Origin of the sequence: Salegentibacter salarius (genome assembly GCF_900168265.1) — a bacterium.
Taxonomy (GTDB): Bacteria; Bacteroidota; Bacteroidia; order Flavobacteriales; family Flavobacteriaceae; genus Salegentibacter; species Salegentibacter salarius.
Genome location: NZ_FVZF01000013.1, coordinates 37,815 through 63,479 on the forward strand (window position 1 = coordinate 37,815; position 25,665 = coordinate 63,479).

Genomic DNA, 25,665 nt, shown 5'->3' on the forward strand with positions numbered 1-25,665 from the left:
AGTGAAAAATGAAAAAGGATTTACGTGTAATATTATCTGGAGGCGGCACAGGCGGGCATATTTACCCGGCCATCGCTATTGCCAACGAGATTAAAAAGCGTTTTCCTAAAGTTAAAATATTATTTGTAGGCGCCAGTGACAGGATGGAGATGGAGAAGGTGCCGCAAGCAGGTTACAAGATAGAAGGTCTTTGGATTAGTGGAATTCAGCGAAAGTTAACGATGAGCAATCTTGTGTTTCCATTTAAGCTGTTAAGCAGTTTGGCGAAATCCCGAAGAATAATTAAGGAATTTAAGCCAGATGTGGTAATTGGAACGGGAGGCTTTGCTAGCGGACCCTTATTAAAAGTAGCGAGCTCAAAAGGAATTCCGAGTCTTATTCAGGAGCAGAACTCGTTTCCGGGAATAACCAACAAACTTCTGGCAAAACAAGTCGATAAGATTTGTGCCGCTTATGAAGAGGTAAAGAGATTTTTTCCTGCTGAAAAAACCATAATAACCGGCAATCCGGTAAGACAGGATCTGTTGAAGATTGACTTGAATAAGGAAAAAGCATTGAAGCACTTTAGTCTTGACAAAGACAAAAAGGTTGTTTTGGTTTTAGGCGGAAGTCTTGGCGCAAGAAGAATTAATCAATTGGTAGAAGCCAATTTAGAAAGGTTTAAAAAGGAAAATATTCAGCTTATCTGGCAAACAGGGAAGCTGTATTTCGAAGAATATAAAAAGTACAATTCAGGATTGGTGCAAACGCATTTATTCCTGAATGAAATGAATTTTGCTTATGGCGCTGCAGATGTGATTATTTCAAGAGCCGGAGCAGGCACGGTTTCAGAATTGAGTATTGTGGGAAAACCGGTGCTTTTTGTGCCTTCGCCAAATGTAGCTGAAGACCACCAGGCTAAAAATGCAATGGCTGTAGTAAAGAAAAATGCAGCGATGATGTTGAAAGAAAATGAGCTGGATGAAAAATTTGTAACCCAGTTTTTCGCATTAATGGCTTCCGAAGAGAAGCAAAAAGAACTGGGAGAAAATATAAAGAAACTGGCTTTGCCAAATGCAACCGCAAGGATTGTAGACGAAGTTGAAAAATTGATTAAATAAAAATTAAGAAAATTAGATCCTGAAATAAATTCAGAAAAGTGAGATTAAAAATATAAATGCAGGATTTAAACCACATAGAAAACATTTATTTTATCGGTATTGGCGGTATTGGGATGAGTGCGCTGGCGCGTTACTTTAAATTCCAGGGGAAAAATGTAGCCGGTTACGATAAGACTTCAACTTCGCTTACCAGAACGCTGGAAGCCGAAGATATCGTTGTGGTTTATGATGAAAAATTAAGTGCTGTTCCTGCTGACTTTATGCAGAAGGAAAATACACTTGTGGTTTATACACCCGCAGTTCCTGTCGCTCACGAACAACTGGTTTATTTTAAGGAAAATGATTTCAACCTAAAGAAAAGAGCCGCTTTACTTGGATTGATCTCTAAAGGAAAAATCACTTTAGCTGTAGCCGGAACTCACGGAAAAACTACCACTACAGCAATCTTAGGACATTTACTTAAAGAAACCGATGCGAAAGTCACCGGATTTTTAGGCGGAATAAGTGAAGATATTCAAAGCAATTTAATTCTTAAGGGTGACGATGTTATCGTGGTGGAAGCCGATGAATTTGACAGGTCTTTTCTTCATCTTTCGCCAAATATCGCAGCGGTAACCTCTATGGATGCCGATCATTTAGATATTTATGGCAAAAAAGAAGAATTAGAAAATACCTTTAGGCAATTTGCCGCTCTCGTGCCAGAAGACGGAACGCTATTTGTAAAAAATGGCTTACCGCTGTATGGAATTACTTTTGGAATAGAAGACAATGCCGATTATTCGGCACAAAATATAAAGATCAAAAATGGGACGTATCATTTTGATCTAAAAACTCCAAACGGGGTTATCGAAGGTTTTAAGTTTAATCTACCCGGCAAACACAATTTGCTAAATGCTATAACCGCCCTGGCGATGGCTATCCAATATGGATCCCCAATCCCCAAGCTAGCCAGGGCGTTATATAGTTTTAAGGGGGTTAAACGCAGATTTTCTTATAAAATTAAGTCAGATAAGCTGGTGCTTATTGACGAATATGCGCATCATCCGGCAGAGATTGCTGCGGTGAACCAGGCCATAAGGGAAATGCATCCCGGGAAGAAGGTTTTGGCAGTTTTTCAGCCGCATTTATTCAGCAGAACTAAAGATTTTGTCGATGATTTTGCTGAAAGCCTGGCTTTATTTGATGAGTTGATGTTACTGGATATTTATCCGGCGCGAGAATTGCCAATTGAAGAAGTTACTTCAAGCTGGCTTTTAGAGAAAGTTCAGAATTCAAATAAGAAATTAATTCAGATAGAAAATATTATTGAAGAAATAAAAAGATCAAATCCGGAAGTTGTGGTGCTTATGGGCGCCGGTAGTATTGGAGAAGAAGTGGAATCTGTAAAGAACGCATTAAAAGATGAAGCATAAACTTAAGTACATAAAACTACCTGTTCTGCTGATTTTAGTGGCTTTTCTCTTCGGTTTTGCTGAAAAACGCAATAATGCCCGGAAAGTAAGCGAAGTTAAGGTGCAATTTATAGCAGGTGAAAACCTATATGTGACCGAGGAAGCGGTTAATAAGTTGTTGATACAAAATGATGTAGCGGCGGCGGGCATAGATAAAGAAATTTTAGATTTGAATAGGGTAGAGCGCCTTTTGAATAATCACGATATGATAGAAAATGCTGAAGCTTTTTTAAGTCTGGATGGCAAACTCCAGACTAAAATAAGTCAGCGTAAACCTATTGGTAGAATAGTTGGAAGCTCTTCCTTTTATTTAGATAAAAATGGGCTTGAAATGCCTTTGTCACCCTACTATTCGGCTCGTGTGCCGTTATTGTTAGATATAGATTCAAGTAATATAGAGAAGGTATATCCGCTGATGGCATATATTCAGCAAGATAAATTTTTAACTCAGCATATCACCGGCGTAAGGCGTTTACCCGGCAATAAATTTGAGTTGCAAATGAGAAAACTGGATTTTAAGGTTTATTTCGGGAAGGCCGAAAATATAGACCTGAAGTTCAATAATTTTAAAGCATTTTATAAAAAAGCTTTGCAAGACAAGAAATTAGAGACCTACAAAAAAGTGAATTTACAATTTGGAGATCAGGTTGTTTGCACTAAAAAGTAAATTATGGAACACAGCGACATAGCCGTAGGATTAGATATAGGGACCACAAAGATTGTGGCCATGATTGGGCGTAAGAACGAGTATGGAAAAGTGGAGATCGTAGGTATTGGGAAATCCAAAAGCCTTGGCGTGCACCGTGGAGTAGTGAATAATATCACTCAAACCATCCAGTCAATTCAACAGGCTATTCAGGAAGCGGAAGCAGATTCCGGTTTAAAGATAAGTGATATTGTAGTTGGTATTGCGGGCCAGCACATAAGAAGCCTGCAACACAGCGATTACATAACCAGGACAAATCCTGAAGAGGTAATTGATGCCGATGATATTCATAGCCTTTGCAACCAGGTTCATAAGCTGGTAATGCTACCGGGTGAAGAAATTATTCACGTTTTACCCCAGGAATTCAAGGTAGACGGGCAGGCAGAGATCAAGGAGCCTATTGGAATGTACGGCGGAAGATTGGAAGCAAATTTCCATGTGGTGGTTGGCCAGGTTTCTTCCATTAGGAATATTGGAAGATGTGTAAAAAGCGCCGGTTTAGAACTTTCGGCAGTGACTTTAGAACCATTGGCTTCGGCTAATGCAGTATTGAGTCAGGAAGAAAAAGAAGCCGGGGTTGCGCTTATAGATATTGGTGGCGGAACTACCGATTTAGCGATTTTTAAAGACGGAATTATTAGACATACCGCGGTAATTCCTTTCGGAGGAAATGTGATTACCGAAGACATCAAAGAAGGATGTTCAATTATAGAAAAACAGGCTGAATTGCTAAAAATTAAATTCGGTTCTGCCTGGCCGGGAGAAAATAAAGACAATGAAATTGTTTCTATTCCTGGTTTACGTGGAAGAGAGCCTAAGGAAATTACCTTAAAGAATCTTTCAAAAATAATTCACGCCCGTGTAGTGGAGATTATTGAGCAGGTTTACCTGGAAATTAAAAATTACGGGCACGAAGAACAAAAGAAAAAATTGATTGCCGGAATGGTTTTAACCGGAGGTGGCGCACAGTTGAAGCATTTAAAACAACTTGCAGAATACATTACCGGTATGGATACCAGAATAGGTTATCCAAACGAGCACCTGGCAGGAAATAATGATACCGAAACTACCAGTCCGGTTTATGCTACTGCGGTAGGTTTGGTAATGAATAGCCTGGAACACGGTGAAAAGAAGTTTCAGGAAGAAGTAGTGCTGAAGAGCAAGGAAGAAAGAGAAAAAGAAGAAGCGCAGTTGCAGGAAGATTTTGACCAAAATCCACCGGAAGGTGAAGATTTGAAGCAAGATCCCGAAGCATCAAAAGGACCGCCCAAAAAGAGCATTTTTGATAAATGGGCAGAGAAGTTTAAAGATTTTTTAGATAACGCAGAGTAAAATACCTCTAGGCAAACCCACGAGGTATAAAATTAAAAAATAAAAACATTTCGACGGAGGCGTCGAAGCATAATAAAGCTCACTTAGTGAGTAAAAGATAGAACCAGTAAAACAGAATTTATGAGCAGTACAGAATTCGACAACATTGCATTCGATTTGCCAAAGAATCAATCGAACGTCATTAAGGTTATTGGTGTTGGTGGTGGAGGCAGCAATGCCATAAACCACATGTTCCAGTTAGGGATAAAAGGTGTAGATTTTGTGGTTTGCAATACCGATGCGCAAGCCCTTGATAACAGCTCAGTTCCCAATAAAATACAATTAGGTGTTAGCTTAACAGAAGGTTTAGGGGCCGGAGCTAACCCACATATTGGGGAACAGGCAGCAGTAGAAAGTTTTGACGAAATTAAACAAATGCTTGATGTAAATACCAAAATGGTATTTATTACCGCAGGTATGGGCGGTGGTACCGGTACAGGTGCCGCACCGGTTATTGCGAAACAAGCTAAAGATATGGATATCCTTACGGTTGGGATCGTGACCATTCCTTTTCAGTTTGAGGGGAAAATGAGAAACGAGCAAGCTCAACTTGGGGTAGAAAACCTAAGAAGTCATGTTGATTCATTAATTGTAATCAACAATAATAAATTGCGTGAGGTTTACGGTAATCTTGGCTTTAAGGCCGGTTTTTCTAAAGCCGATGAGGTTTTGGCAACTGCCTCTAGAGGTATTGCTGAAGTAATAACTCATCACTATACGCAAAACATTGACCTTAGGGATGCTAAAACAGTATTGAGCAATAGTGGGACTGCAATAATGGGTTCTGCCCAGGCTACTGGTGCTACCAGGGCGCAGGATGCTATTAGTAAAGCTCTGGACTCTCCTTTATTGAACGATAATAAGATTACCGGTGCTCAAAACGTATTACTGCTAATCGTTTCGGGTTCTGAGGAAATTACTATTGATGAAATAGGGGAAATCAACGATCATATTCAGGCTGAAGCTGGTCACAGCGCCAATATTATTATGGGTGTTGGGGAAGATGAAGCTTTAGATGAAGCGATCTCTGTTACCATTATTGCTACGGGATTTAACGTAGAACAGCAAAACGAAATTGTAAATACCGAAACCAAAAAAATAATCCACACGCTGGAGGACGATCAGAAAGCGGAACAGAATTTAAATCCGAAGAAAACTCGTTCTTACCCTGAATTCAACCAAAGGGTGGAAGAGCCTAAGCAAGAAGAACCAAAAGCGCAGGAGGCAGAAAAACCAATTGTACATACTTTAGATGATAGTGTAGAGGAGGTAGATGAATTGGGAAATATTCAGAATAAAGAAGATGAATTATTGCAAACGCCACCTTCGGCGAGGAATATGGAAGTTTCTTATGAGGAAATAAATCCCGACGATTTTATTATTAATGATACTTCAGAAGAAGTAAAGCAGATGGATGTTAATGAGCCGGAAGAGGTTCAGAATGATAATGAAGATCAGTTTATGTTCACTTTCGATTTTCCTATAAACCAGGAGAAAAAAGAAGAACCTCAACGAGAGCAGCCTAAACAGCAGCAACAACAGCAACAACAACAAACCAGGCCACAACAGCCGCAACAGGAAAGAAAGCAGGAAATTAGACATCAGCTTGAAGAAGATGAGTCTAAGAATATAGAGGTCAATGAACCTGTGGAAATTGTTCCGGTAACCGAGAGTTCCACACGTGGAGTTAAGCGTTACAGCCTGGACGATTATATGGAGTTTGAGCAATCTTTAGATCGCTCTAAACCCCAGGCCAAAAAGAAAGAGGAGCCAAAGGATGAAACAATTGCTTTTGAAAAGAAAACGGTAAAACCAGAACCTCAAAATCCTGAAAAAAAGCAGGAAGAGCACGGTGAGGAAGATCCGTTTAACAATCCAATTTCTGAAGTGCTAATAGAACGTGCAGCAGAGCGTAGGGCTAAAATGAAGGAGTTTAATTACAAGTTTAGAAGTAATGCAGCCCAGATTGATGAAATTGAAAAGCAACCTGCCTATAAAAGACAGGGAGTAGATTTGGATAAAAACGATAGAGGAGAAGGGAAGTTATCTAGAACTACCCTGGGGCAGGACGATAATGATGATCTTCACTTTAGAAGAAATAACTCCTTTTTACACGATAATGTAGACTAACACCAATCTTTATTATATATTACTGTTCATAAAAAAGGTGCCTCGCAATGGGCACCTTTTTTCTTTTATAAAAATCTGGTTTTAAGCTTTTTTCTCTGCTTGAATATCTTCGGTGTCTTTTCTTCTTTTAATAAGGGAAATACCCGAAATAAAGAAAATAAAACCAATAATAGCCAATGCCCAGGGGCTTAACATAAGGGCAATACTTCCAAAAATTCCAAGAATTCCCATTACCAGTGCAATTGCACCGCCAACGGTTAAGATAATTCCTAAGATTTTAATCATAACTAAAGTGTTTTGGTTAGGAAAATAAAGGTAGCCAAATGTTTGAAAATTATCTTGTGATTAACATTTCTTAAAGAAAGTAGACGTTTCTAAGGCTGGGAACTCCATTTTTCTATTTCCATTATCGCTTCAGTTTCATTACCCCAACCTTCAACTTCTAACACTTGAGATTTGTCATAATAAGTGAACCAGCTCTCCAGGATCTTAATTACTTCAGGATAATCTGAAGTAAAGTTTTGGTAATTTTCAGAAATAATAATTCGGTCTTTTAATTCCGCCGGAATCGCGATGATCTTATAATCCAGTTCCTTTTCATCTATTAATTTTAAAACGGCAATAGGAATAATTTCTATAACACTACCGGTTTTTAGACTTTCGCCCAGAACGAGAACATCGGCGGCATCACCATCACCACCAAGTTTAGGATTAGAAAAAGTAGAGGGAATAAAACCATAATTTCCGGGATAAGGAAGAAAATTGATAATTCTATCTTTTCGGTCTCTTTGGTCTATTAAAAACTCCTTTTTCTCTTTGTGATATTCTATCTTTTTATTGGTTCCTGCAGGGATTTCAATCACCGCTAGGTAATTTCCGCTCTCAGTTTTGCCAGGTAACTTGCTTAAATCTTTTGAAGGTTTACAGCCAGAAAAAACTAGTAAAAACCCTAAACCTAAACTGAATAGCAAGCTTTTCATCTTAAAAAAATTAATCCCAATAGATCATAAAATATTTGATTTTAGCATCATCAGGAATTTGTGAAGCCCTAATCTTAGAATCGGTATCGTACCTAAGATCTGCAGGAAGTTCTTTTTTATCTATGGTGATATATGCGTTTATTTCGTCTAGAAAAACAACCGCGGCGTTCAGGGTGTTTTCTATTCTTGAAATATTATAATCTTCCATAATATCTTTAAAAGTACTTTGGGTACTCAAACCGCTTTTGGTTTCGTAACGAGGGTCTATAACGCGTATATAGCCAATGGTGCTGGTGGAATCGAATTCCTGGAGAGGTTCTAATATCATCAGTGGTTTTCCTCCTTTTTCAAAAACCTTAATTTCATCGGTAGCGCGAAATTCCTGAGCGCCACTTTTTTGTTTTACCAGGGAATCTTTTGCAAATAAGGAATCTAATTGATTGATCCTGATGTCCCGGTTTACAGGGCCAACCTGGTTAGCGGTAATTAAAAAAGGATTGTCTTCATCCTTTTGACAAGAGGTTAGGCCTAAAGTTAAGCCTAGAATAAGTAGCAAAGATTTTTTCATTTCTTAGATTGAATATTGATGATAATTATTTTAATAATTTATTGAGCACTCCCATGACGCCCCTAATAAAAGTTGCGCTGGTAAGCACTTTAATGATAGCGCCCTGAGTTTTACCCGAGTTGCTCCTGCCGGTAGTAGTGACAGCCTTTTTTCTTTCTAAAGCTTCAGCTTCGGCCTTTTCTTTGGCCTCTTTTGCTTCGGCTTCCTCAATTTTCTTATTCAGAAGTTCATAAGCGCTTTCGCGATCAATTTCTTCGTTATATTTTGACCTTAATTTAGACTGAAAAATCAGTTCCTCAAGCTCGCTATCGGTTAGAATATCCATTCTGCTCATTGGTGCTCTTAACATCGTGGCGGCAAGTGCCGAAGGTCTTCCTTTTTCATCTAATGCAGAAACCAAAGCTTCTCCAATACCTAACGAGGTGAGCTCGTTTTTGGTATCATAATATTTAGAAATTGGATAATTTTCTGCTGATAATTTTATTGCTTTTCGATCTTTTGCCGTAAATGCCCTTAAGGCGTGCTGAATTTTTAATCCTAGCTGTCCCAATACTTCCGAAGGAACATCGGTTGGGTTTTGGGTTACAAAATAAAGTCCCACACCTTTAGACCGGATTAGTTTGACAATACTTTCAATTTGATCTAATAAAGCATCTGAAGCTTCCTTAAAAATAAGGTGAGCTTCATCTATAAATAGCACTAATTTAGGTTTGTCGCTATCACCTTCTTCAGGGAAAGTGGTGTAAATTTCAGCCAAAAGGCTAAGCATAAATGTTGAAAATAACTTTGGCTTATCCTGGATATCGGTAAGCCGCATAATGTTGACATAACCTTGTCCTTTTTCGTCTTTCCTGGTAAGATCTGTTACTTCAAAAGAGCGTTCGCCAAAAAAGCGTTCTGCACCTTGCTGTTCTAGCGCTACAATCTTTCTAAGAATAGCACCTGTGGAGGCGCTGGAAATTCTCCCATATTCGTTTTCTATAGTTTCTCGGCCTTCATTAGTGACATATTGCAGCATCTTTTTAAGATCTTTAAGGTCTAAAAGAGGCAAATGATGATCGTCACAGTATTTAAAAATTATGGCTAGGATGCCTTCCTGGGTTGGCGTAACATCTAAAATTCGTGATAAAAGAATGGGCCCAAATTCACTAACCGTTGCTCTTAATCGAACACCATTCTGTTCTGAAATTGTAAGAAATTCAACCGGTGATTTTGAAGCTTCAAATGGAAATCCAAGTTTTTTATGGCGTTCGTGTAAAAACTCTTCTCCGTTAGACGGTTTTGCGATTCCGCTAAGATCTCCTTTTACGTCCATCAGCAAAACCGGAACTCCTTTTTGAGAAAGATTTTCAGCTAAAATTTGCAGCGTTTTAGATTTTCCCGTTCCGGTAGCCCCGGCTATAAGCCCGTGGCGGTTCATTGTTTTCAACGGAATTTTAACCGCAGCATCGGCGAAAGTTTCCCCATTTAGCATTGCGGCACCCAAATGAATATAATCACCTTTGGGATTATAGGCCTGGCTGATATGTTCTACAAATTCTTGTGTTTTATCCACGCTTCAAATTTCCTTAAAAATAAGAATTGTTGCGAATAATTGGCGGTTTTAAGCCAATTTACTTTTTAGGAAATAATTATTTAACGGGGTTTTCCAGAAGTTCTATGCTTCCTTTTATTGCGTTTATCTTCGCTTTCAGTCCGTTAGGAATTGTGACGTTATCATCTATATGGCCGATCATCGCTCCCGAAAATGCCGGAATATTTAGAGGTTTTATATAATGATCTATAACCTCTTCCATAGTAAGCGAACCGTAACCGGAGCCGCCTGGATTGCAGCTGGTGCATTTTCCGAAAACAAATCCGCTAATCTTATCCAGTACACCACCTAATTGCAACTGGCTCATCATCCTGTCTACCGCATAAATTTGTTCGCCAACATCCTCTAAGTAAAGAATGTTGCCTTCCCAATCTGTGGGGAAGTATTCCGATCCCATAATTCCTGTAAGCACCGAAAGATTTCCGCCAATTAGTCTACCGCTAGCTTCACCTTCTCTAATAGTCCTGATTCTGTTTTCTATTTGCACCAGGTTATCGCCTTTATCGGTAGGATTGGTGAAGGTGATTTTTTCCTTATCGAATAGCAAACGTTTAAAATAATCAAAACTGAAAGAATTCCAGGTAGAAACCGCTAACGGACCGTGAAAAGATACAAGTCCGGTTTTTTCGTAGATTGCCAAATGCAGCGCGGTAATATCGCTATAACCTATAAAGATCTTCGGGTTGTTTTTAATTGTCTCGTAATCTAATTTATCCAGAATTCTCGCTGCGCCAGATCCTCCCCGAAGTGCCATTACAGCCTGAATATTTTCGTCGCGAAACATCTCGTTTAATTCCCCTGCACGTTCTTCATCGGTTCCTGCCAGATGCCCGTAACGCCCTTTTACAAAATCTCCGAATTTTACCTTCAAACCCATCGCTTCCAGGTTTTCTTTCGCAATTTCGTAAGGTTCGGTTTCAAAAATAGCGCTAGACGGACTTACAACGCCAACCGTATCGCCTTCTTTTAATCCCTGCGGAATTATCACCGAATTATTAGTAGATACGATTTTATCAATTTCGGTAAAACTAGCTAGCGGAAAAGCTAAACTTCCAATTCCTATATTTTGAATGAATTTTCTACGTTGCATGGGGATGTTTTTAGAAATTTAAATTTAGTAATTATCACGAATCTGCAGCAGAACTTTTTCCATTTCAGCCTTTAAAACTGAAGTCGGAACCGTGTAGTTGCTATTCATAAAACTAAAAATCACTAATTTGCCTTTTTTGGTTTTTAGATATCCACTAAGGCTATGATTGTTTTTTAATGTACCGGTTTTGGCGAAAACATAAGGCTTATCGGCTTTATAGTAATTTTTTATCGTTCCAGAATGTCCACCTGCAGGCAGCATGTCTAATAATTCTTCCTGAGAGACTTCAGCTTTAATTTTTTGAAGTAATTGAACCATACTTCGGGGTGTAAAAAGATTATAGCGAGAAAGGCCAGAACCATCATACCAAATAGGTTCATCTGGCAGGTCTTTTAGATGGTTTTCTTTCATATAGTCTATTGCAATATCAGATTTTAGGGTGTCTGAAACTTTATTTGCCGCCATTAATAAAATTTGTTCAGCTATAAAATTATCGCTCACCTTCAGCATTCTTTTGTGTATACTGTCGCTTGGGATACTATATAGTGTATTATTTAGCTTTTTATTTAATGCTGAATTCTGAACGAGACTTATCGGTTTTTGAAGTGTATCGCTTAAGAGATTTACGAAAATTTCTGAAGAATATTTAAAAGGAACAACTTGAGAAAACTCTGAATCTTTCTCTTGATTGTTGAACGTAAAACGGTTTTCAACTATATCGCGCCTAAGCCGAGAGGAAATTAGGCTGTCTTTTGAGCTTACCAGGGAATCCCTGAAAATTGCGGGTAAAACCACGGGAAACTCCTTATTTTTTTGAAACTCAAATCCTACAATATTGCCATAAATAGGAAAGGCGGTACGTTCAGCCGAATAGTAAGCATTGTAATCGTCCCAGGCCCAACCGGGGCCCTGATGCTTTTCGGTATAGGTTGGGGCAACGTAAGTTAGGTGATTTTTATTTTTCTTTAAAAATTCAAAAACCTTTGATTCTGGTAGATCTTCATTTAAAAACGAAGGATCTCCGGTAGCCTTAAAATAAAGCGTATCATTTTGAATTCGGTATTGAAGCGCAGGAATAGAATCGCCTAATATCTTTAGCCCTGCATAAAAGGAGAAGAGCTTGGTATTTGAAGCCGGGGTAAAATATTTTTCTTCGTTATGGCTGTAAAGGGTTTTGTTTTCTTCAGGGTCAATTACCATAAAACCTGCGAAGCCCTGTTCGAAAACAGGGGATTCCTTAAAAATTTTGTCTAAAGGCCTGCTTATTTTTCTAGTGCTTGAGCAGGATGCAAAAATTATGATAGTTGAAAAAAGGATAATAGCTTTTAGAGAAAATCTAATATGGGCGCAATTTTTCACAATTATAAACTTTTAAATAGGTTGGGATATTTTTAAAAAATTAATACGAAGTTAAATTAATAATCAAGAACTTAATAAAAGTTTAAATTTTAATGTTACTAATTAGCTTAAATATGTGGGTTTTAGGTATATTTAATTTATAATTTAGAAAACTTTAACACAGAAAGGAATGAAAAACAAAATTACAATTATGGCCTTGCTGGCGTTTTTCCAACTTACCGGAATGTTTGCTCAGGAACAAGAAGTAACCGGTACGGTTACTGTGGCCAATGATGGAATGCCTTTGCCAGGCGTTAATGTGCTGGTTAAAGGAACAAACGAAGGTACGGTTACTGACATGGAAGGTAATTACGCTATTGAAGTTGGAGAAGATGCTGTTTTGGTATTTTCTTCCTTAGGCTTTGAAAAGCAAGAGCAACCTGTAAATGGAAGAAGCGTAATTAATGTTAGCCTGGTTGAGAACCTTGAGGGACTCGACGAGGTAGTGGTTACCTCCTTTGGTATTGAACAGGAAAAAAGAGCGTTGGGATATGCCGTGCAGGAAATTAATGCAGAAGAAATTACTAAAACTAAACAACAGAACGTGGTAAGTGCATTGCAGGGACAAGCCGCCGGTGTGCAAATCACCAATTCTGGTGGAGCTCCCGGGCAAAGTGCCAGGATTATAATTAGGGGTGTTAACTCTTTAGACCCTAATGCCGATAACCAACCTTTATTTGTTGTAGACGGTGTACCAATTGATAACTCCACTACCGAATCTGCAGGTACGCCTCGTGGATTAACAAACAGGGCAGCAGATATTAATCCTAATGATATTGAATCTTTAAACGTCTTAAAAGGAGCTGCGGCTACCGCTTTATATGGAGTTAGAGCTGCCAACGGAGCGGTTATTATTACTACAAAGAAAGGTAAGGAGGGACAGGTTAGAATTAACCTTAATAGTTCAATAGGTTTTGAGGAGATTAATCAGTATCCCGATTTCCAGGAAGTATATGGACAGGGATTTTCTGGAGAATACGATCCAAGCTCTTTTTGGCCTAACTGGGGTCCTTCTATGGAAGAGATCAATGCTATAGATCCCGATGCTAAATTTTATGATATTTGGAGAGATGCTTTTGATACTGGAGTGCAAATAGATAACTCTTTAAGTATTTCTGGAGGAAATGAAAAAGCTACTTTTTATGGTTCGCTAGGTAATTTAGGTCACGAAGGGATTATGCCTTTTAGTGACTGGAACAGAACCTCGGCCAGATTAAATGGTCAGATAAAATTCAGCGAAAAATTTACGTTTTCAGGAAATTTGAACTACACTATTTCGGGTGGTAATCGTGTTCCGCACGATAGGTTTATGGAGCGTATGATGTACTGGGCACCAAACCATGATGTTACCGATTATATAAATCCAGATGGCACCATGAAAACCTATGGGAATACAAACCCATTATATGATGCTCGTTTTAGCACTTTTGAGGATGAGGTTAATAGAACTATTGGGAATTTTAAATTTACCTACAGCCCTTTTGAGTGGTTGGATATTAATTACCTGATTGGTACCGACTACTACAGTGAAAATAGAACAGAGATCACTCCTGGTCCTTTAGGAATAGATGGTGAAGTGCCGCTAAGCAGTACCGGTTCTATTTCAGAAACAAGTATTGAAAGTCGTGATATCAACTCTAACTTCTTTATTACACTCACCAAAGATTGGACAGAAAAATTCGGGAGTACTTTAAGAATAGGTAACGATGTTTTTGAAAGAGATTATAAAAGATTTGATGCCTCTGGCTCTAACTTTGTAATTCCACAATTTTACGATCTAAGCTATACGAGCCAAATATCAAATTCACAGGATAAACGCAAGAAAAGACTTGTTGGGGTTTATGGAGATTTGATGTTAAGTTATGACGATATGTTATTCGTAAATATAACTGCCAGAAACGACTGGACTTCTACACTTCCAATAGGTAATAATTCATTTTTCTATCCTTCAGTAAATGTGGGTTGGGTTTTTAGTGAAGTTGTTGAAACGCCAGAATTTTTAACGTTTGGTAAATTGAGAGCTTCGTGGGCACAGGTTGGTAAGGATACAGATCCATACTTAATAGGGCAAACCTACACTTCACCTTCAAATTATCCACTAAACGGCCAGGTTGGATTTACTCGTTTTAGCCGTTTTGGAGATCCATTGCTAAAACCTGAAGAAACCACTTCTATTGAGTTTGGTACAGATCTTAGATTCTTTGAAAATCGTTTAGGAATAGATTTTACCTGGTATAAATCTAATAGTAAAGACCAGATAATTCCTGTTCCGGTTTCAGAAAGTGTTGGTTTTTCAACATTTGTAACCAATGCTGGAGAGATTGAAAATAAAGGGGTAGAATTTATTGTTCGTGGTACTCCGGTTAAAACTGAAGATTTTAGATGGGATGTTTCGCTAAACGCTGCTTACAATCAAAATGAAGTAGTAAATATAAGAGAAGGTATAGAAGAAATTGTTGTTGGAAGCCAATTTGGATATGCCGGAAGTACGGTGACCATGAAGCTTATTGAAGGAGAAGCCTATGGTAATATTTTTGGAAGCAGTTATCAAAGATTTGGTGCAGATGAAAATAGTATCTTTTTAAACGAAGACTTGCCAGTAGTAATTGGTGAAAATGGTTTTCCTTTAAGAAATGGATCGCAACTTGTTCTAGGAAACACCACTCCAAAATGGATTGGAGGTCTTAAGAACGACTTCACTTATAAAGGTTTTGATTTCTCCTTTTTAATAGATTTCAGAACTGGATTAGAGCAGTACAGCCAATATGATAACTTCTTTTCTGCCTTTGGTATTGCAGAATATACCCTGGCAAGAAATGACACCCGCGTTTTTAATGGCGTCTTAGCAGATGGTTCTCCAAATAATCAGGAAGTGTGGTTAGGCCAGGGCGAAGGGCCAGATGGTAGAAATTATGGTGCAGGTTTTTATAGAAATACCTATAGAACCGTGAGTGAGAATTTTGTTCACGATGCTTCATTTATAAAGTTGAGGAATATTTCTCTTGGATATAGCTTACAGGAAAACGTATTAAGTATGTTGCCTTTTACTTCAGCGCGTGTTTCTGTGGCGGCGAATAACATTATCCTTTACACCCCATGGGATGGTTTTGATCCCGAGTCTTTTAGCGCAGGGGCTGGTGGTAATGCTGTTGGTTTTACTGGGTTAGGTTACCCGGGAGTGCAAAGTTTATTTTTCACGCTTAATCTAGGACTATAATTAAAAAGATAAAGAATATGAATTTTCTAAAAAATAAATACACATACCTTGTCATTGCCAGTATGTTCATGTTTTCGTCTTGTGACGATTACCTGGATATTAATGACAACCCGAATAATCCTACAGAGGCGCCAATTTCGGCCTTAATGGTGAATTCCACTTTTGAGACAGCCCAGAATACATTTAGAATGGGAGATATTTCTACTAATTATGTGCAACATCTTGCTTCGCCTAATCCGGCCAGTTCTTCAGATGTTATGGATCCGGTTAATTACAGCGGTACCTGGTCCAATATGTATAACGTAATGACAGATTTAAGTGATCTTATAAATCAGTCCGGGGAAAATGGAGCAAATCATTACCAGGGAGCAGGGCAGATATTAATGGCCTTAAACCTGGGAATGACGGTAGATGCCTGGGGAAGTATTCCTTATAGTGAAGGTTTGGATTTTCAAACTATCACGCCGTCTTATGACAATGATAGTGAATTGTACCAGGAAATTTTGAACTTGTTAGACCAGGGCCTTGTAAATCTATCTAACCCTACCGAAGTTTCATTGGGGGAAGACGATTTTATTTATAATGGAGATATTAGCAAATGGATGAAACTCGGAAACATGCTTAAAGCCAGATATCTTAACCACTACAGCGAAACAGGTTCTTATGACCCTGCCGCGGTGCTTGCTGCTTTAGATAATGGAATGGAGTCTAATTCAGATGATGCTCAGGTAGAATATTTTCCAGAACAGTTTAATCCCTGGGCAAACGTGGCTATAAATAATGCTGATTTACTTCTTGGAGGATGGATCTCAGAGCAATTTATAGAAAGTTTGGATGGAACTCTATACGGGGTTCAGGATCCGAGATTGCCTTATATGGTTGGAGCTACAGACGATGGTGAATATATTGGAGTAGAGAATGGAGTCGGTAGAGGAGATGCCCCGGAACAGGGGGCTCGTTCTGTGCTTGAACCAGGTGACTATTACTCGAGTGAGCTATCGCCAATTTTAATAGCAACTTATTTCGAGCAGAAATTCATTGAAGCCGAGGCCGCTTTTGGAATTGATAAAAGTAGATCTTACGAAGCTTATTTAGCCGGAATTAGAGCTCATATGACTAAAATAGGAGTAGAACCTGCGGAGATAGAGGCTTATATGAGTAATCCTGAAGTGAGCATGGGCGAAGCAGATTTTAGCATGGAAGATATCTTTAAGGAGAAATGGATCGCAATGTTCTTGCATCCTGAAACCTGGGTTGATGCTCGTAGATACGATTATTCCTATGAAGATTTTGATCTCCCTGCAAATGTAAACCCAGATCTTAATGGCGAGTTTATTAGTAGGTTAGCGTATCCGGATTCTGAAGTTAGTAGAAATGGAAGTAATGTTCCCGATGTAAGTCTTACCGATAAGATTTTTTGGGATGAATAAGATTATCAAATATTAATAATGAACAAATCTCCCGGCTTGTCCGGGAGATTTTGGTTTTAAAAATGTTTTCAATGAAATATATAATTATCATTCTCACGCTCTTTTTATTTAGTTGTAAAAGTGCTGATGTTTCCGAGAGAATAATAGATCGTCCTATAATTTTTAACGAAGAACGAACGCAGCTTAGCCTGGACTATCTGGAAGAACGTTACGGTTTAGAGAAATCTTCTCCTGAAATTACTCCAAAAATGATCGTGCTGCACTGGACGGCAATTCCAGATTTAGAAAGTTCATTTCGTGCATTTAATCCCGTTAAATTACCTGGCGCCAGGGAAGATATTCAACAAGCCGGTGCTTTAAATGTATCTGCTCATTTTCTGGTGGATCGCGACGGCACAATTTATAGGTTAATGCCTGAAACTGTTATGGCAAGGCATGTAATTGGCTTAAACCACGCCGCAATTGGAGTTGAAAATGTTGGTGGTACAAAAGAAACCCCGCTTACTAAGGCTCAGCTAAAGGCTAATATTGATTTAGTGAAATATTTAGCTGAAAAATATAATATAGAATATTTGCTGGGGCATTATGAATATCCGCAGTTTGAAGACCACGAATTATGGTTGGAGAAAGACGAATCTTATCGAACTCAAAAGACCGATCCCGGAAAAGAATTTATGCAAAAAGTTCGGGAAAAAACTAAAAGCCTTAATTTTAAACCTGTTCCTAAAAAAGATACTAAATGAATTTCAAAAAAATAAGCTTCTTGTTTTTTTTATGCGCGTTTTTTACCCTTTCAAGTAGCTCAGCGCAGGAGAAAGAAATCTATAGAGAACTTTATAATTCTTATGAAGATTTTAAAGAAAAATCTATAGAAAAACGCCGATTTACCCAGGCTAAAATTCAGCCTTTAATCAATGATTTCGACCAAAAGGAGCATTTTAAAGTCACCAAAGTTGGCGAATCTATAGAAGGTAGACCGCTTCAGTTAATTTCTTTAGGTAAAGGAGATGTAGATATTTTTCTGTGGTCGCAAATGCACGGCGATGAGTCTACGGCTACCATGGCGATTTTCGATATTCTCAATTTCCTTGATGCCGAAGCATTTTCAGAAGAAAAAGAAGAAATGTTGAAGAATGTAAAACTTCATTTTTTACCTATGCTGAATCCTGATGGTGCAGAGCGTTTTCAGCGTAGAAATTTGTTGGGAGTAGATATTAATCGTGATGCCCTGAGATTGCAGTCTCCGGAAAGTAAAACTTTAAAAAATGTGCGTGACAGCCTGGATGCCGATTTTGGTTTTAATCTCCACGATCAAAGCACTTATTATAATGCCGAAAGAACTCCAAAACCCGCAACCATGTCGTACTTAGCACCAGCCTATAATTATGAAAAATCTATAAATGAAGTGCGTGGGGCAGCGATGCAGGTAATTGTGCAAATGAATAACATTCTGCAGGAATATGCGCCCGGCCAGGTGGGACGCTATAACGACGATTTTGAGCCGCGTGCATTTGGAGATAACATTCAAAAATGGGGGACAAGTACTATTTTAATTGAATCTGGTGGTTACCCAAACGACCCGGAAAAACAGCAAATTAGAAAGTTGAATTTTGTTTCTATTCTTGCCGCCATATTTTCTATTGCCGATGAAGATTATAAGAACGCTGAAATTTCTAAATATGAAGAGATTCCCAATAACGACAGGAAACTGTTTGATTTAAAACTTACCGCTCTTACTTATGAATTACTAGGAGAGGACTATATTTTAGATTTAGGGATTAACCAATACGAAGTTCAGGATGAGGATCTGGATTATTTTTATAATTCCAACATTTCAGATCAGGGAGATCTTTCTACCTATTACGGGTATGAAGAATTTGATGCTTCTGGTTATAAATTTGTGCAGGGAAAAATTTACCCGGAAACCTATGAGAATTTGGAGGTATTTCAACAAGAAAATATTTCAGAAATACTCAAAGAGGGGTATTCTTATGTCGTTTTAAAGGAGTTACCGGAAGATGGTTTTACCAATTTACCTCTAAACCTGGTAACCGAAGATTTTGAAATTTCTGAAAATTTGCAGCCTAATTTCTTTCTAAAAAAAGATGAAAACTTGGAGTATGCTGTAATTAATGGGTTTTTTATAGATCTTTCAAAAGAAAACTTTGATGTGGGAAATGCTCTTATTTTAGATTAGAGAGGAATTCGGCCTGAAGCACAGGATAAAAAAAGAGATTCCGTATCTTTGCCGGCTATGATTACAGAAGAAACTAAGGCATTGGTAGATGATGGGATAATGCTTCCTTTAATGGAGGAGTTTTATACCATACAGGGAGAGGGATTTCATAAAGGAACCGCCGCTTATTTTATAAGAATTGGAGGCTGCGATGTAGGATGCCATTGGTGCGATGTTAAAGAAAGCTGGGACCCTTCTATTCATCCGCCAACACATATTGGTGAGATCGTGGAAAAAGCGGTAGCAAGTAGTAAAACTATTGTGATTACCGGTGGGGAACCGCTTACCTGGGATATGACGAGGCTTACCGGGGCATTAAAGGCCAAAGGTTGTGATATTCATATTGAAACCTCGGGAGCATATAAATTAACCGGACAGTGGGATTGGATTTGCTTATCACCAAAGAAAATAAAATTACCTACTGAAGAGATTTATCCGCTGGCCCACGAGCTGAAAGTGATTATTTTTAATAAGCACGATTTTAAGTTTGCTGAAGAGCAGGCTGAAAAAGTTAGCGAGAATTGCATTCTTTATCTGCAACCAGAGTGGAGCAATAGAGATAAAATGATGCCTTTAATAGTTGATTTTGTAATGAAAAATCCAAAATGGAAGGTTTCGCTACAAACTCATAAATATCTCAATATTCCATAAAAATAAATTGATTTAGAAGTGGAGGCCGTCAAGCTGAACTGGTTTCAGCTTCTAACTTGTTACTGATATATCTTATTAGATCCTGAAATAAATTCAGGATGACGATTTTATATATTGCTAAAATATTCCATAAAAAAACGGCTGTTCCTTTTAGAAACAGCCGTTTTTTGGTTTAGTTCGATGTCTTTATTGTCCCGCAGGAGAGAAAGGTACTTTTACATACTTATCTGCCCAACCCATCAATAGGTTAGCGCCTTCTTCATTTTCTTTCTGCTCTATGGTCATAGAGAAATTCTCAATATTATGACTTGAATTTCTTACCGGAACTTTAATTCTTACATAATCCCTTTCGTCAGTATATTCGTAAGCGCCCCAGGTGTGAACTGATTTATTTAGAATCACAGTCCAATGCTTTTCATCTGGAATAGTGTAAAGCGTATAGGTGCCGGCTTTTACGGTTTCGCCACCAATGGTCATATCGTTATAAAAAGTGATTTCTGTAGCTTCGTTAGCTCCGGTTCTCCAAACTTCTCCATAAGGCACCAGTTTTCCGAAAATTTCACGATCCCGCATTTGAGGACGGCTATAAATTACTCTCATGATTACCTCGTCTTTTTGATTTCGGTGTATAATCATATCAAGAGGGCTGGTATCTAATTTAGGGAAATTAGGATCACTGCTTTGTTCTGTTTCCTGTGCCAGTACATCCTGAAATCCTAGAAATCCTATTAAACATACTGCTGTTAAAAGTATTTTTTTCATTGTGTTTGATTTTTATGCCTAAAGATAGTTTACTGCATTTTCTTAAGGTGTTAAAGATTTATTTAGTTGCTGTTAAAATATTGAATATTTAAAGAGCTGAAAAATGTTGGCCTTGTGATAAGTGTTTATTTATAACACTTATGAAAACAATTAGCGTACGTGTTGGTTATAGCTGGATAGATGAGCTTATTGCACACGCTTCAGCAAGAGTTAGTGATGAGCAAATGGCAGCAGCTTCAGAGAAATATCCATATAACACCCCGGCAACCAAGGAAGCGTATTTCTATAGAGAAATATTCCATAGCCATTTTCCTCAGGAAAAAGCGGCAAAAACGGTAAAAAGATGGATTCCAAAATGGCAGGCAGATCTTGATCCTAGCGGGCGTGCAAATACTTCTCACGTTGCTACAAATGCCAAAAAAGAGCTGGAGGAATTAGTAGGAGTTTAGGTTAAACAATCGTGTGGTTTGTTATGCCCAGAATACAGTATTAATTTTGCTGTATTTTGGGCTTTTTTTTACACAAATTGTTAATAACTTAAAGCTGGTAGAGAGCTTGTAAGTGCATTAAAAATGTGCGTTTTGTTATATTTGTTCGTTATTCAAAATAGACGAATTTAATTAGCAAAATATATGAGCGAAGAACCCAAAAAACAAAGTTATTCCGCCGATAGTATTCAGGCTTTAGAAGGAATGGAGCACGTGCGCCTTAGGCCTTCAATGTATATTGGGGATACCGGCGTTAGAGGTTTGCACCATTTGGTGTATGAGGTGGTAGATAACTCTATAGATGAGGCTATGGCCGGCCATTGTGATACAATTAAAGTTACCATAAATGAAGATGGTTCGGTAACTACCGAAGATAACGGAAGAGGAATTCCCGTAGATCTTCACAAAAAAGAAGGTGTTTCTGCCCTGGAGGTTGTAATGACCAAAATTGGTGCCGGTGGTAAATTCGATAAAGATTCTTATAAAGTTTCCGGTGGACTTCACGGGGTTGGGGTAAGTTGTGTAAATGCACTTTCTTCTACGCTTAAAGCCACGGTTTATAGAGATAACAAGATTTGGGAGCAGGAATATGAAAAAGGAAAACCGATGTATCCGGTTAAACCTGCTGGTGAAACTGAACTAAATGGGACAGTAATTACCTTTAAACCAGATCCAAGTATTTTTCAGCAAAGTGTGGATTACAGCTACGAAACTTTGTCTAGCAGAATGCGTGAGTTGGCTTATTTGAACAAAGGAATTCAAATTACACTTACCGATAAGCGTGAGGTTAATAAAGAAGGTGAATATCTTTCAGAAAGATTTCATTCTGAAGAAGGATTAAAAGAATTTATAAAATTCCTTGATGGAAATCGTGAGCCAATTATCGCTGATGTAATCGCGATGGAAGGCGAAAAGAATGATATTCCGGTTGAGGTAGCGATGGTTTACAATACCTCTTTTAACGAAAACCTGCATTCTTACGTTAATAATATAAACACCCACGAAGGTGGAACACACTTATCTGGTTTTAGACGTGGTTTAACGACCACGCTTAAAAAATACGCCGATGCTTCGGGTATGTTGGATAAGCTCAAATTTGAGATCGTTGGAGATGATTTCCGTGAGGGATTAACCGCGATTATTTCAGTAAAAGTTGCCGAGCCTCAGTTTGAAGGTCAAACAAAAACAAAGCTTGGAAACAGGGAAGTAACTTCGGCTGTTTCGCAAGCAGTTTCAGAAATGCTTGAAAATTACCTGGAAGAAAACCCGAATGATGCCAAAACCATTATTCAAAAGGTGATTCTTGCAGCCCAGGCCAGGAACGCGGCGAAAAAAGCCCGTGACATGGTACAGCGTAAAACCGCGATGAGTATTGGCGGTTTACCCGGGAAATTATCTGACTGTTCCGAGCAGGATCCCACACAGAGTGAAGTATTCTTAGTTGAGGGTGATTCGGCGGGTGGTACGGCCAAACAAGGTCGTGACCGTAAATTCCAGGCGATACTTCCGCTAAGGGGTAAGATCCTGAATGTTGAAAAAGCGATGACGCATCGTGTTTTCGATAATGAAGAGATAAAAAATATTTACACTGCCCTTGGAGTTACTATTGGTACTGAAGAGGATAGTAAAGCCCTGAATACCGATAAATTGAGATATCATAAAATAGTGATTATGTGTGATGCCGATGTAGATGGTAGTCACATTGAAACTCTTATTTTAACTTTTTTCTATAGGTATATGAAGGAGTTAATAGAAGGAGGGCATATTTATATTGCAACCCCACCTTTATATTTGGTAAAAAAAGGAAGCAAGAAGCGTTATGCCTGGAGCGAGGAAGAACGTGATGAGATTGCTGAAAGCTATAGCGGTGGAGTTCAAATTCAACGTTATAAGGGTCTTGGGGAGATGAATGCCGAACAACTTTGGGATACCACTATGGATCCTGAAAGAAGAAAACTAAGACAGGTAAATATAGACAATAGCGGGGAAGCCGATAGAATTTTCTCTATGCTTATGGGAGATGAGGTGCCGCCAAGACGTGAATTTATCGAGAAAAACGCTAAGTATGCGAATATTGATGCGTAACTAATAAGGAGTACAGAAGAAAAGAGGCTGTTTGAAAAGTTTTTAAATCGTCATTCTGAATTCATTTCAGAATCTAAGATGTTGGTAATTAAAACATATTAGAAGCTGAAACAAGTTCAGCTTGACGGAATTAGACTTTTTAGACAGCTTTTTTTATGCTCTTCGTTAACATTATTATTGGAATACTTTTTTTGTTATTTTTACCCTTACTAACTTAACACCTACTTATTTTGAAATTTCAAGCTAAATACCTCATTTTATTTATTTTATTTTCAGTTAACTCCTACGCCCAGGAAGATGATCTCACAAAATTTGCAAATGAGATGCTGTATATTGCAGATGAATTTGCAGGGCCTGCAGCTGAAGGGGCTGCATACCAGGCTGGAGCCGGTTGGTTTACTTCAGCAACCGCTTTAAAGCCCTGGAAAGTGGAAATATCCTTTCAGGGAAATGCATTAATTGTTCCTTCTAACCGTCAAAGTTTTACTATTTCAAATAATGATCTTGCCGGTGTTCACGAAAATGGCGGGGCAATTTTAAGTATTGAAGGAGAAGGAAGCAATGCGGTAGTACCCACTGCTTTTGGTGGAGAAACCGATACTTATTTTGTTGGAGATATTGATTACTTAGGTAATACTGTACCTATTAGATTTCAGGCCATAGAAGGAATTAATAAGAGTGTACTTGCCTATCCATTTGTGCAAGCAACTGTTGGTTTGCCTTTTGAGACCGAATTTTCTGCTAGAATCCTTCCGCAGTTAACTGTAGACGGGGTGGCATTTACTACTTACGGCGCGGCATTAAAACATAATTTCACACAGTATTTTAGATTTAATAATGAAGACGACTTTCAGGCTTCGGCAATGGTGGCATTCAGCCAGTTTGATGTTGAATATGAATTTATTGATCCGGTAAACTTATCTTCTGACGGGAGTTCTTTCGGAAACTTAACGCTGGTAAATGTGAATTCTAATCTATGGATGGCATCAGTTTTAGGCTCTAAAAAATACGGAGATGATTTCGAAGTATTTGGGGCTTTGGGAGCAACAAATTCTAACTTCAGCTATGCTATGGGAGGATCTGGTATCGCATTAAGTCCTATTAATAATGCGCTGAGAGGCTTAGACCAAAGCCAGGCGCAATTTAAAGCCGATCTTGGTTTTAATATTTATTTCAATAGATTTAAAATTAGTACTATGGCGACTGCCGGTAAATTTTTCCACATTAACGCCGGGCTGCATTTTAGAATATAATATACTCCAGTTTTAACCATATCTTATAGTAATACTATAGCAATATTTGTATTTTTGGAATCAAATATTAACCGATTTAAATAAAATATAAGATGAAAGTTACTATAGTAGGAGCAGGTGCCGTTGGTGCTAGCTGTGCAGAATATGTTGCCATTAAAGATTTTGCTTCAGAAGTGGTTTTGCTCGATATTAAAGATGGAGTTGCCGAAGGGAAAGCAATGGATTTAATGCAAACTGCAACTCTAAACAGTTTTGATACTAAAATCACCGGAACAACTAACGATTATTCTAAAACCGCGGGTAGTGATATTGCTGTGATTACAAGTGGTATTCCGCGTAAACCGGGGATGACTCGCGAGGAATTAATTGGAATAAATGCCGGGATTGTAAAAGAAGTTTCATCAAACCTTATTAAGCATTCTCCTAATGTAACGCTAATTGTGGTGAGTAATCCTATGGATACTATGACTTACCTTGTACATAAAACTACCGGTCTTCCAAAGAATAAAATTATTGGAATGGGTGGGGCTTTAGATAGTGCACGTTTTAAGTTTAGATTGAGTGAAGCTTTAGAATGTCCACCATCAGATGTTGATGGGATGGTAATTGGAGGTCATAGTGATACCGGGATGGTGCCGCTAACAAGATTGGCTACCAGAAATTCGGTACCTGTATCTGCATTTTTATCTGAAGATCGCTTAAACCAGGTTTCAGAAGATACTAAGGTAGGTGGTGCAACCCTTACTAAATTATTAGGAACCAGTGCGTGGTATGCACCTGGTGCAGCAGTTTCAGCTTTGGTACAGGCAATTGCTTGCGACCAAAAGAAAATGTTCCCTTGCTCTGCAATGCTAGAAGGTGAATACGGCTTAAATGATATTTGTATTGGTGTGCCTGCAATCTTAGGTAAAGACGGACTTGAGAAAATTGTAGAGATAGAGCTTGATGATGCAGAGTCAAAGAAGATTAAAGAAAGTGCAGAGGGCGTGAATAAAACTAATGCCCTATTAGAACTATAAGTAGTTTTAAACCTGAATATATGTTAAAAAAGGCCGCAAAACTTGCGGTCTTTTTTATGTTTAAAAGTTAAATTATTCAAAAAAAAATTGTTGGCATTTCATTTTTGAAACCCTATATTTGTCCGTTTTTAAAATC

At 38.3% G+C, this 25,665-nt stretch carries 21 protein-coding genes; 14 read left to right on the forward strand and 7 right to left on the reverse strand.

Annotation, left to right across the window (positions count from 1 at the left end):
• Nucleotides 1-8 precede the first annotated feature (8 nt).
• From murG to ftsZ, 5 genes are all read left to right on the forward strand, one after another.
• The gene (murG, locus tag B5440_RS08810) at nt 9-1,100 is read left to right on the forward strand and encodes an undecaprenyldiphospho-muramoylpentapeptide beta-N-acetylglucosaminyltransferase (RefSeq protein WP_070053244.1); all 1,092 of its coding nucleotides are present in this window, start codon (nt 9-11) and stop codon (nt 1,098-1,100) included.
• A 56-nt stretch (nt 1,101-1,156) separates the two neighbouring features.
• The gene (murC, locus tag B5440_RS08815; protein WP_070053245.1) at nt 1,157-2,512 is read left to right on the forward strand and encodes a UDP-N-acetylmuramate--L-alanine ligase; all 1,356 of its coding nucleotides are present in this window, start codon (nt 1,157-1,159) and stop codon (nt 2,510-2,512) included.
• A complete protein-coding gene (locus B5440_RS08820) occupies nt 2,502-3,218 on the forward strand; it encodes a cell division protein FtsQ/DivIB (protein WP_070053246.1) in 717 nt (238 codons plus the stop codon). Before murC ends, B5440_RS08820 begins: the two co-directional genes overlap by 11 nt.
• A gap of 3 nt (nt 3,219-3,221) precedes the next feature.
• On the forward strand, nt 3,222-4,589 hold the full coding sequence (ftsA, locus tag B5440_RS08825; RefSeq protein ID WP_070053247.1) for a cell division protein FtsA: 1,368 nt from the start codon (nt 3,222-3,224) through the stop codon (nt 4,587-4,589).
• Between the two features lie 120 nt (nt 4,590-4,709).
• Entirely contained in the window at nt 4,710-6,758 is a 2,049-nt protein-coding gene (ftsZ, locus tag B5440_RS08830; RefSeq protein WP_070053248.1) for a cell division protein FtsZ, read from the forward strand.
• An 81-nt stretch (nt 6,759-6,839) separates the two neighbouring features.
• Here ftsZ and B5440_RS08835 read toward each other — a convergent pair whose 3' ends face one another.
• The 6 genes from B5440_RS08835 to dacB form a co-directional block, all read right to left on the reverse strand.
• Nucleotides 6,840-7,043 (reverse strand): hypothetical protein, encoded by a 204-nt coding sequence (locus tag B5440_RS08835; RefSeq protein ID WP_057482176.1) that lies wholly within the window; start codon nt 7,041-7,043, stop codon nt 6,840-6,842.
• An 89-nt stretch (nt 7,044-7,132) separates the two neighbouring features.
• Entirely contained in the window at nt 7,133-7,738 is a 606-nt protein-coding gene (locus B5440_RS08840; protein WP_070053250.1) for an inorganic diphosphatase, read from the reverse strand.
• 10 nt (nt 7,739-7,748) lie between these two features.
• On the reverse strand, nt 7,749-8,306 hold the full coding sequence (locus tag B5440_RS08845) for a hypothetical protein (RefSeq protein WP_070053251.1): 558 nt from the start codon (nt 8,304-8,306) through the stop codon (nt 7,749-7,751).
• Between the two features lie 25 nt (nt 8,307-8,331).
• A complete protein-coding gene (locus tag B5440_RS08850) occupies nt 8,332-9,861 on the reverse strand; it encodes a helicase HerA-like domain-containing protein (protein ID WP_070053252.1) in 1,530 nt (509 codons plus the stop codon).
• 76 nt (nt 9,862-9,937) lie between these two features.
• A complete protein-coding gene (locus B5440_RS08855; RefSeq protein ID WP_070053254.1) occupies nt 9,938-10,990 on the reverse strand; it encodes a S66 peptidase family protein in 1,053 nt (350 codons plus the stop codon).
• A gap of 24 nt (nt 10,991-11,014) precedes the next feature.
• Nucleotides 11,015-12,349, reverse strand: coding sequence for a D-alanyl-D-alanine carboxypeptidase/D-alanyl-D-alanine endopeptidase (gene dacB, locus B5440_RS08860; RefSeq protein ID WP_232755976.1), 1,335 nt, complete (start codon nt 12,347-12,349; stop codon nt 11,015-11,017).
• A gap of 169 nt (nt 12,350-12,518) precedes the next feature.
• On the opposite strand from dacB, the gene B5440_RS08865 reads away from it, so the two are divergent.
• The 5 genes from B5440_RS08865 to B5440_RS08885 all read left to right on the forward strand — a co-directional run bounded on the left by B5440_RS08865 (nt 12,519) and on the right by B5440_RS08885 (nt 19,922).
• Nucleotides 12,519-15,605, forward strand: a complete 3,087-nt coding sequence (locus tag B5440_RS08865; RefSeq protein ID WP_070053258.1) for a SusC/RagA family TonB-linked outer membrane protein — start codon at nt 12,519-12,521, stop codon at nt 15,603-15,605.
• Nucleotides 15,606-15,622: 17 nt separating this feature from the next.
• On the forward strand, nt 15,623-17,035 hold the full coding sequence (locus tag B5440_RS08870) for a SusD/RagB family nutrient-binding outer membrane lipoprotein (RefSeq protein ID WP_070053260.1): 1,413 nt from the start codon (nt 15,623-15,625) through the stop codon (nt 17,033-17,035).
• A gap of 71 nt (nt 17,036-17,106) precedes the next feature.
• Nucleotides 17,107-17,778 carry a peptidoglycan recognition protein family protein gene (locus tag B5440_RS08875; RefSeq protein ID WP_070053304.1) on the forward strand — a complete coding sequence of 224 codons (672 nt, stop codon included), beginning with the start codon at nt 17,107-17,109 and terminating at the stop codon, nt 17,776-17,778.
• Entirely contained in the window at nt 17,775-19,232 is a 1,458-nt protein-coding gene (locus B5440_RS08880) for a M14 family metallopeptidase (RefSeq protein WP_070053262.1), read from the forward strand. Before B5440_RS08875 ends, B5440_RS08880 begins: the two co-directional genes overlap by 4 nt.
• Before the next feature lie 57 nt (nt 19,233-19,289).
• Nucleotides 19,290-19,922, forward strand: a complete 633-nt coding sequence (locus tag B5440_RS08885) for a 7-carboxy-7-deazaguanine synthase QueE (RefSeq protein ID WP_057482166.1) — start codon at nt 19,290-19,292, stop codon at nt 19,920-19,922.
• Nucleotides 19,923-20,108: 186 nt separating this feature from the next.
• Here B5440_RS08885 and B5440_RS08890 read toward each other — a convergent pair whose 3' ends face one another.
• Nucleotides 20,109-20,684, reverse strand: coding sequence for a DUF2911 domain-containing protein (locus B5440_RS08890; RefSeq protein WP_070053264.1), 576 nt, complete (start codon nt 20,682-20,684; stop codon nt 20,109-20,111).
• 140 nt (nt 20,685-20,824) lie between these two features.
• On the opposite strand from B5440_RS08890, the gene B5440_RS08895 reads away from it, so the two are divergent.
• From B5440_RS08895 to mdh, 4 genes are all read left to right on the forward strand, one after another.
• A complete protein-coding gene (locus tag B5440_RS08895; RefSeq protein WP_070053270.1) occupies nt 20,825-21,133 on the forward strand; it encodes a hypothetical protein in 309 nt (102 codons plus the stop codon).
• Nucleotides 21,134-21,316: 183 nt separating this feature from the next.
• Nucleotides 21,317-23,257, forward strand: a complete 1,941-nt coding sequence (gyrB, locus tag B5440_RS08900; protein WP_070053271.1) for a DNA topoisomerase (ATP-hydrolyzing) subunit B — start codon at nt 21,317-21,319, stop codon at nt 23,255-23,257.
• Nucleotides 23,258-23,487: 230 nt separating this feature from the next.
• Nucleotides 23,488-24,510 carry a DUF6588 family protein gene (locus B5440_RS08905; protein WP_079711110.1) on the forward strand — a complete coding sequence of 341 codons (1,023 nt, stop codon included), beginning with the start codon at nt 23,488-23,490 and terminating at the stop codon, nt 24,508-24,510.
• Between the two features lie 92 nt (nt 24,511-24,602).
• Nucleotides 24,603-25,529, forward strand: a complete 927-nt coding sequence (gene mdh / locus B5440_RS08910) for a malate dehydrogenase (protein ID WP_070053273.1) — start codon at nt 24,603-24,605, stop codon at nt 25,527-25,529.
• Nucleotides 25,530-25,665 lie beyond the last annotated feature (136 nt).

Coding starts and splice junctions, on each gene's coding strand:
- B5440_RS08890 (WP_070053264.1), bottom strand. CDS start 20,684: ATGAAAAAAATACTTTTAACAGCAGTATGTTTAATAGGATTTCTAGGA.
- murG (WP_070053244.1), top strand. CDS start 9: ATGAAAAAGGATTTACGTGTAATATTATCTGGAGGCGGCACAGGCGGG.
- B5440_RS08895 (WP_070053270.1), top strand. CDS start 20,825: ATGAAAACAATTAGCGTACGTGTTGGTTATAGCTGGATAGATGAGCTT.
- gyrB (WP_070053271.1), top strand. CDS start 21,317: ATGAGCGAAGAACCCAAAAAACAAAGTTATTCCGCCGATAGTATTCAG.
- murC (WP_070053245.1), top strand. CDS start 1,157: ATGCAGGATTTAAACCACATAGAAAACATTTATTTTATCGGTATTGGC.
- B5440_RS08835 (WP_057482176.1), bottom strand. CDS start 7,043: ATGATTAAAATCTTAGGAATTATCTTAACCGTTGGCGGTGCAATTGCA.
- ftsZ (WP_070053248.1), top strand. CDS start 4,710: ATGAGCAGTACAGAATTCGACAACATTGCATTCGATTTGCCAAAGAAT.
- B5440_RS08885 (WP_057482166.1), top strand. CDS start 19,290: ATGATTACAGAAGAAACTAAGGCATTGGTAGATGATGGGATAATGCTT.
- ftsA (WP_070053247.1), top strand. CDS start 3,222: ATGGAACACAGCGACATAGCCGTAGGATTAGATATAGGGACCACAAAG.
- B5440_RS08855 (WP_070053254.1), bottom strand. CDS start 10,990: ATGCAACGTAGAAAATTCATTCAAAATATAGGAATTGGAAGTTTAGCT.
- B5440_RS08820 (WP_070053246.1), top strand. CDS start 2,502: ATGAAGCATAAACTTAAGTACATAAAACTACCTGTTCTGCTGATTTTA.
- B5440_RS08875 (WP_070053304.1), top strand. CDS start 17,107: ATGAAATATATAATTATCATTCTCACGCTCTTTTTATTTAGTTGTAAA.
- B5440_RS08840 (WP_070053250.1), bottom strand. CDS start 7,738: ATGAAAAGCTTGCTATTCAGTTTAGGTTTAGGGTTTTTACTAGTTTTT.
- B5440_RS08870 (WP_070053260.1), top strand. CDS start 15,623: ATGAATTTTCTAAAAAATAAATACACATACCTTGTCATTGCCAGTATG.
- B5440_RS08865 (WP_070053258.1), top strand. CDS start 12,519: ATGAAAAACAAAATTACAATTATGGCCTTGCTGGCGTTTTTCCAACTT.
- B5440_RS08845 (WP_070053251.1), bottom strand. CDS start 8,306: ATGAAAAAATCTTTGCTACTTATTCTAGGCTTAACTTTAGGCCTAACC.
- mdh (WP_070053273.1), top strand. CDS start 24,603: ATGAAAGTTACTATAGTAGGAGCAGGTGCCGTTGGTGCTAGCTGTGCA.
- B5440_RS08880 (WP_070053262.1), top strand. CDS start 17,775: ATGAATTTCAAAAAAATAAGCTTCTTGTTTTTTTTATGCGCGTTTTTT.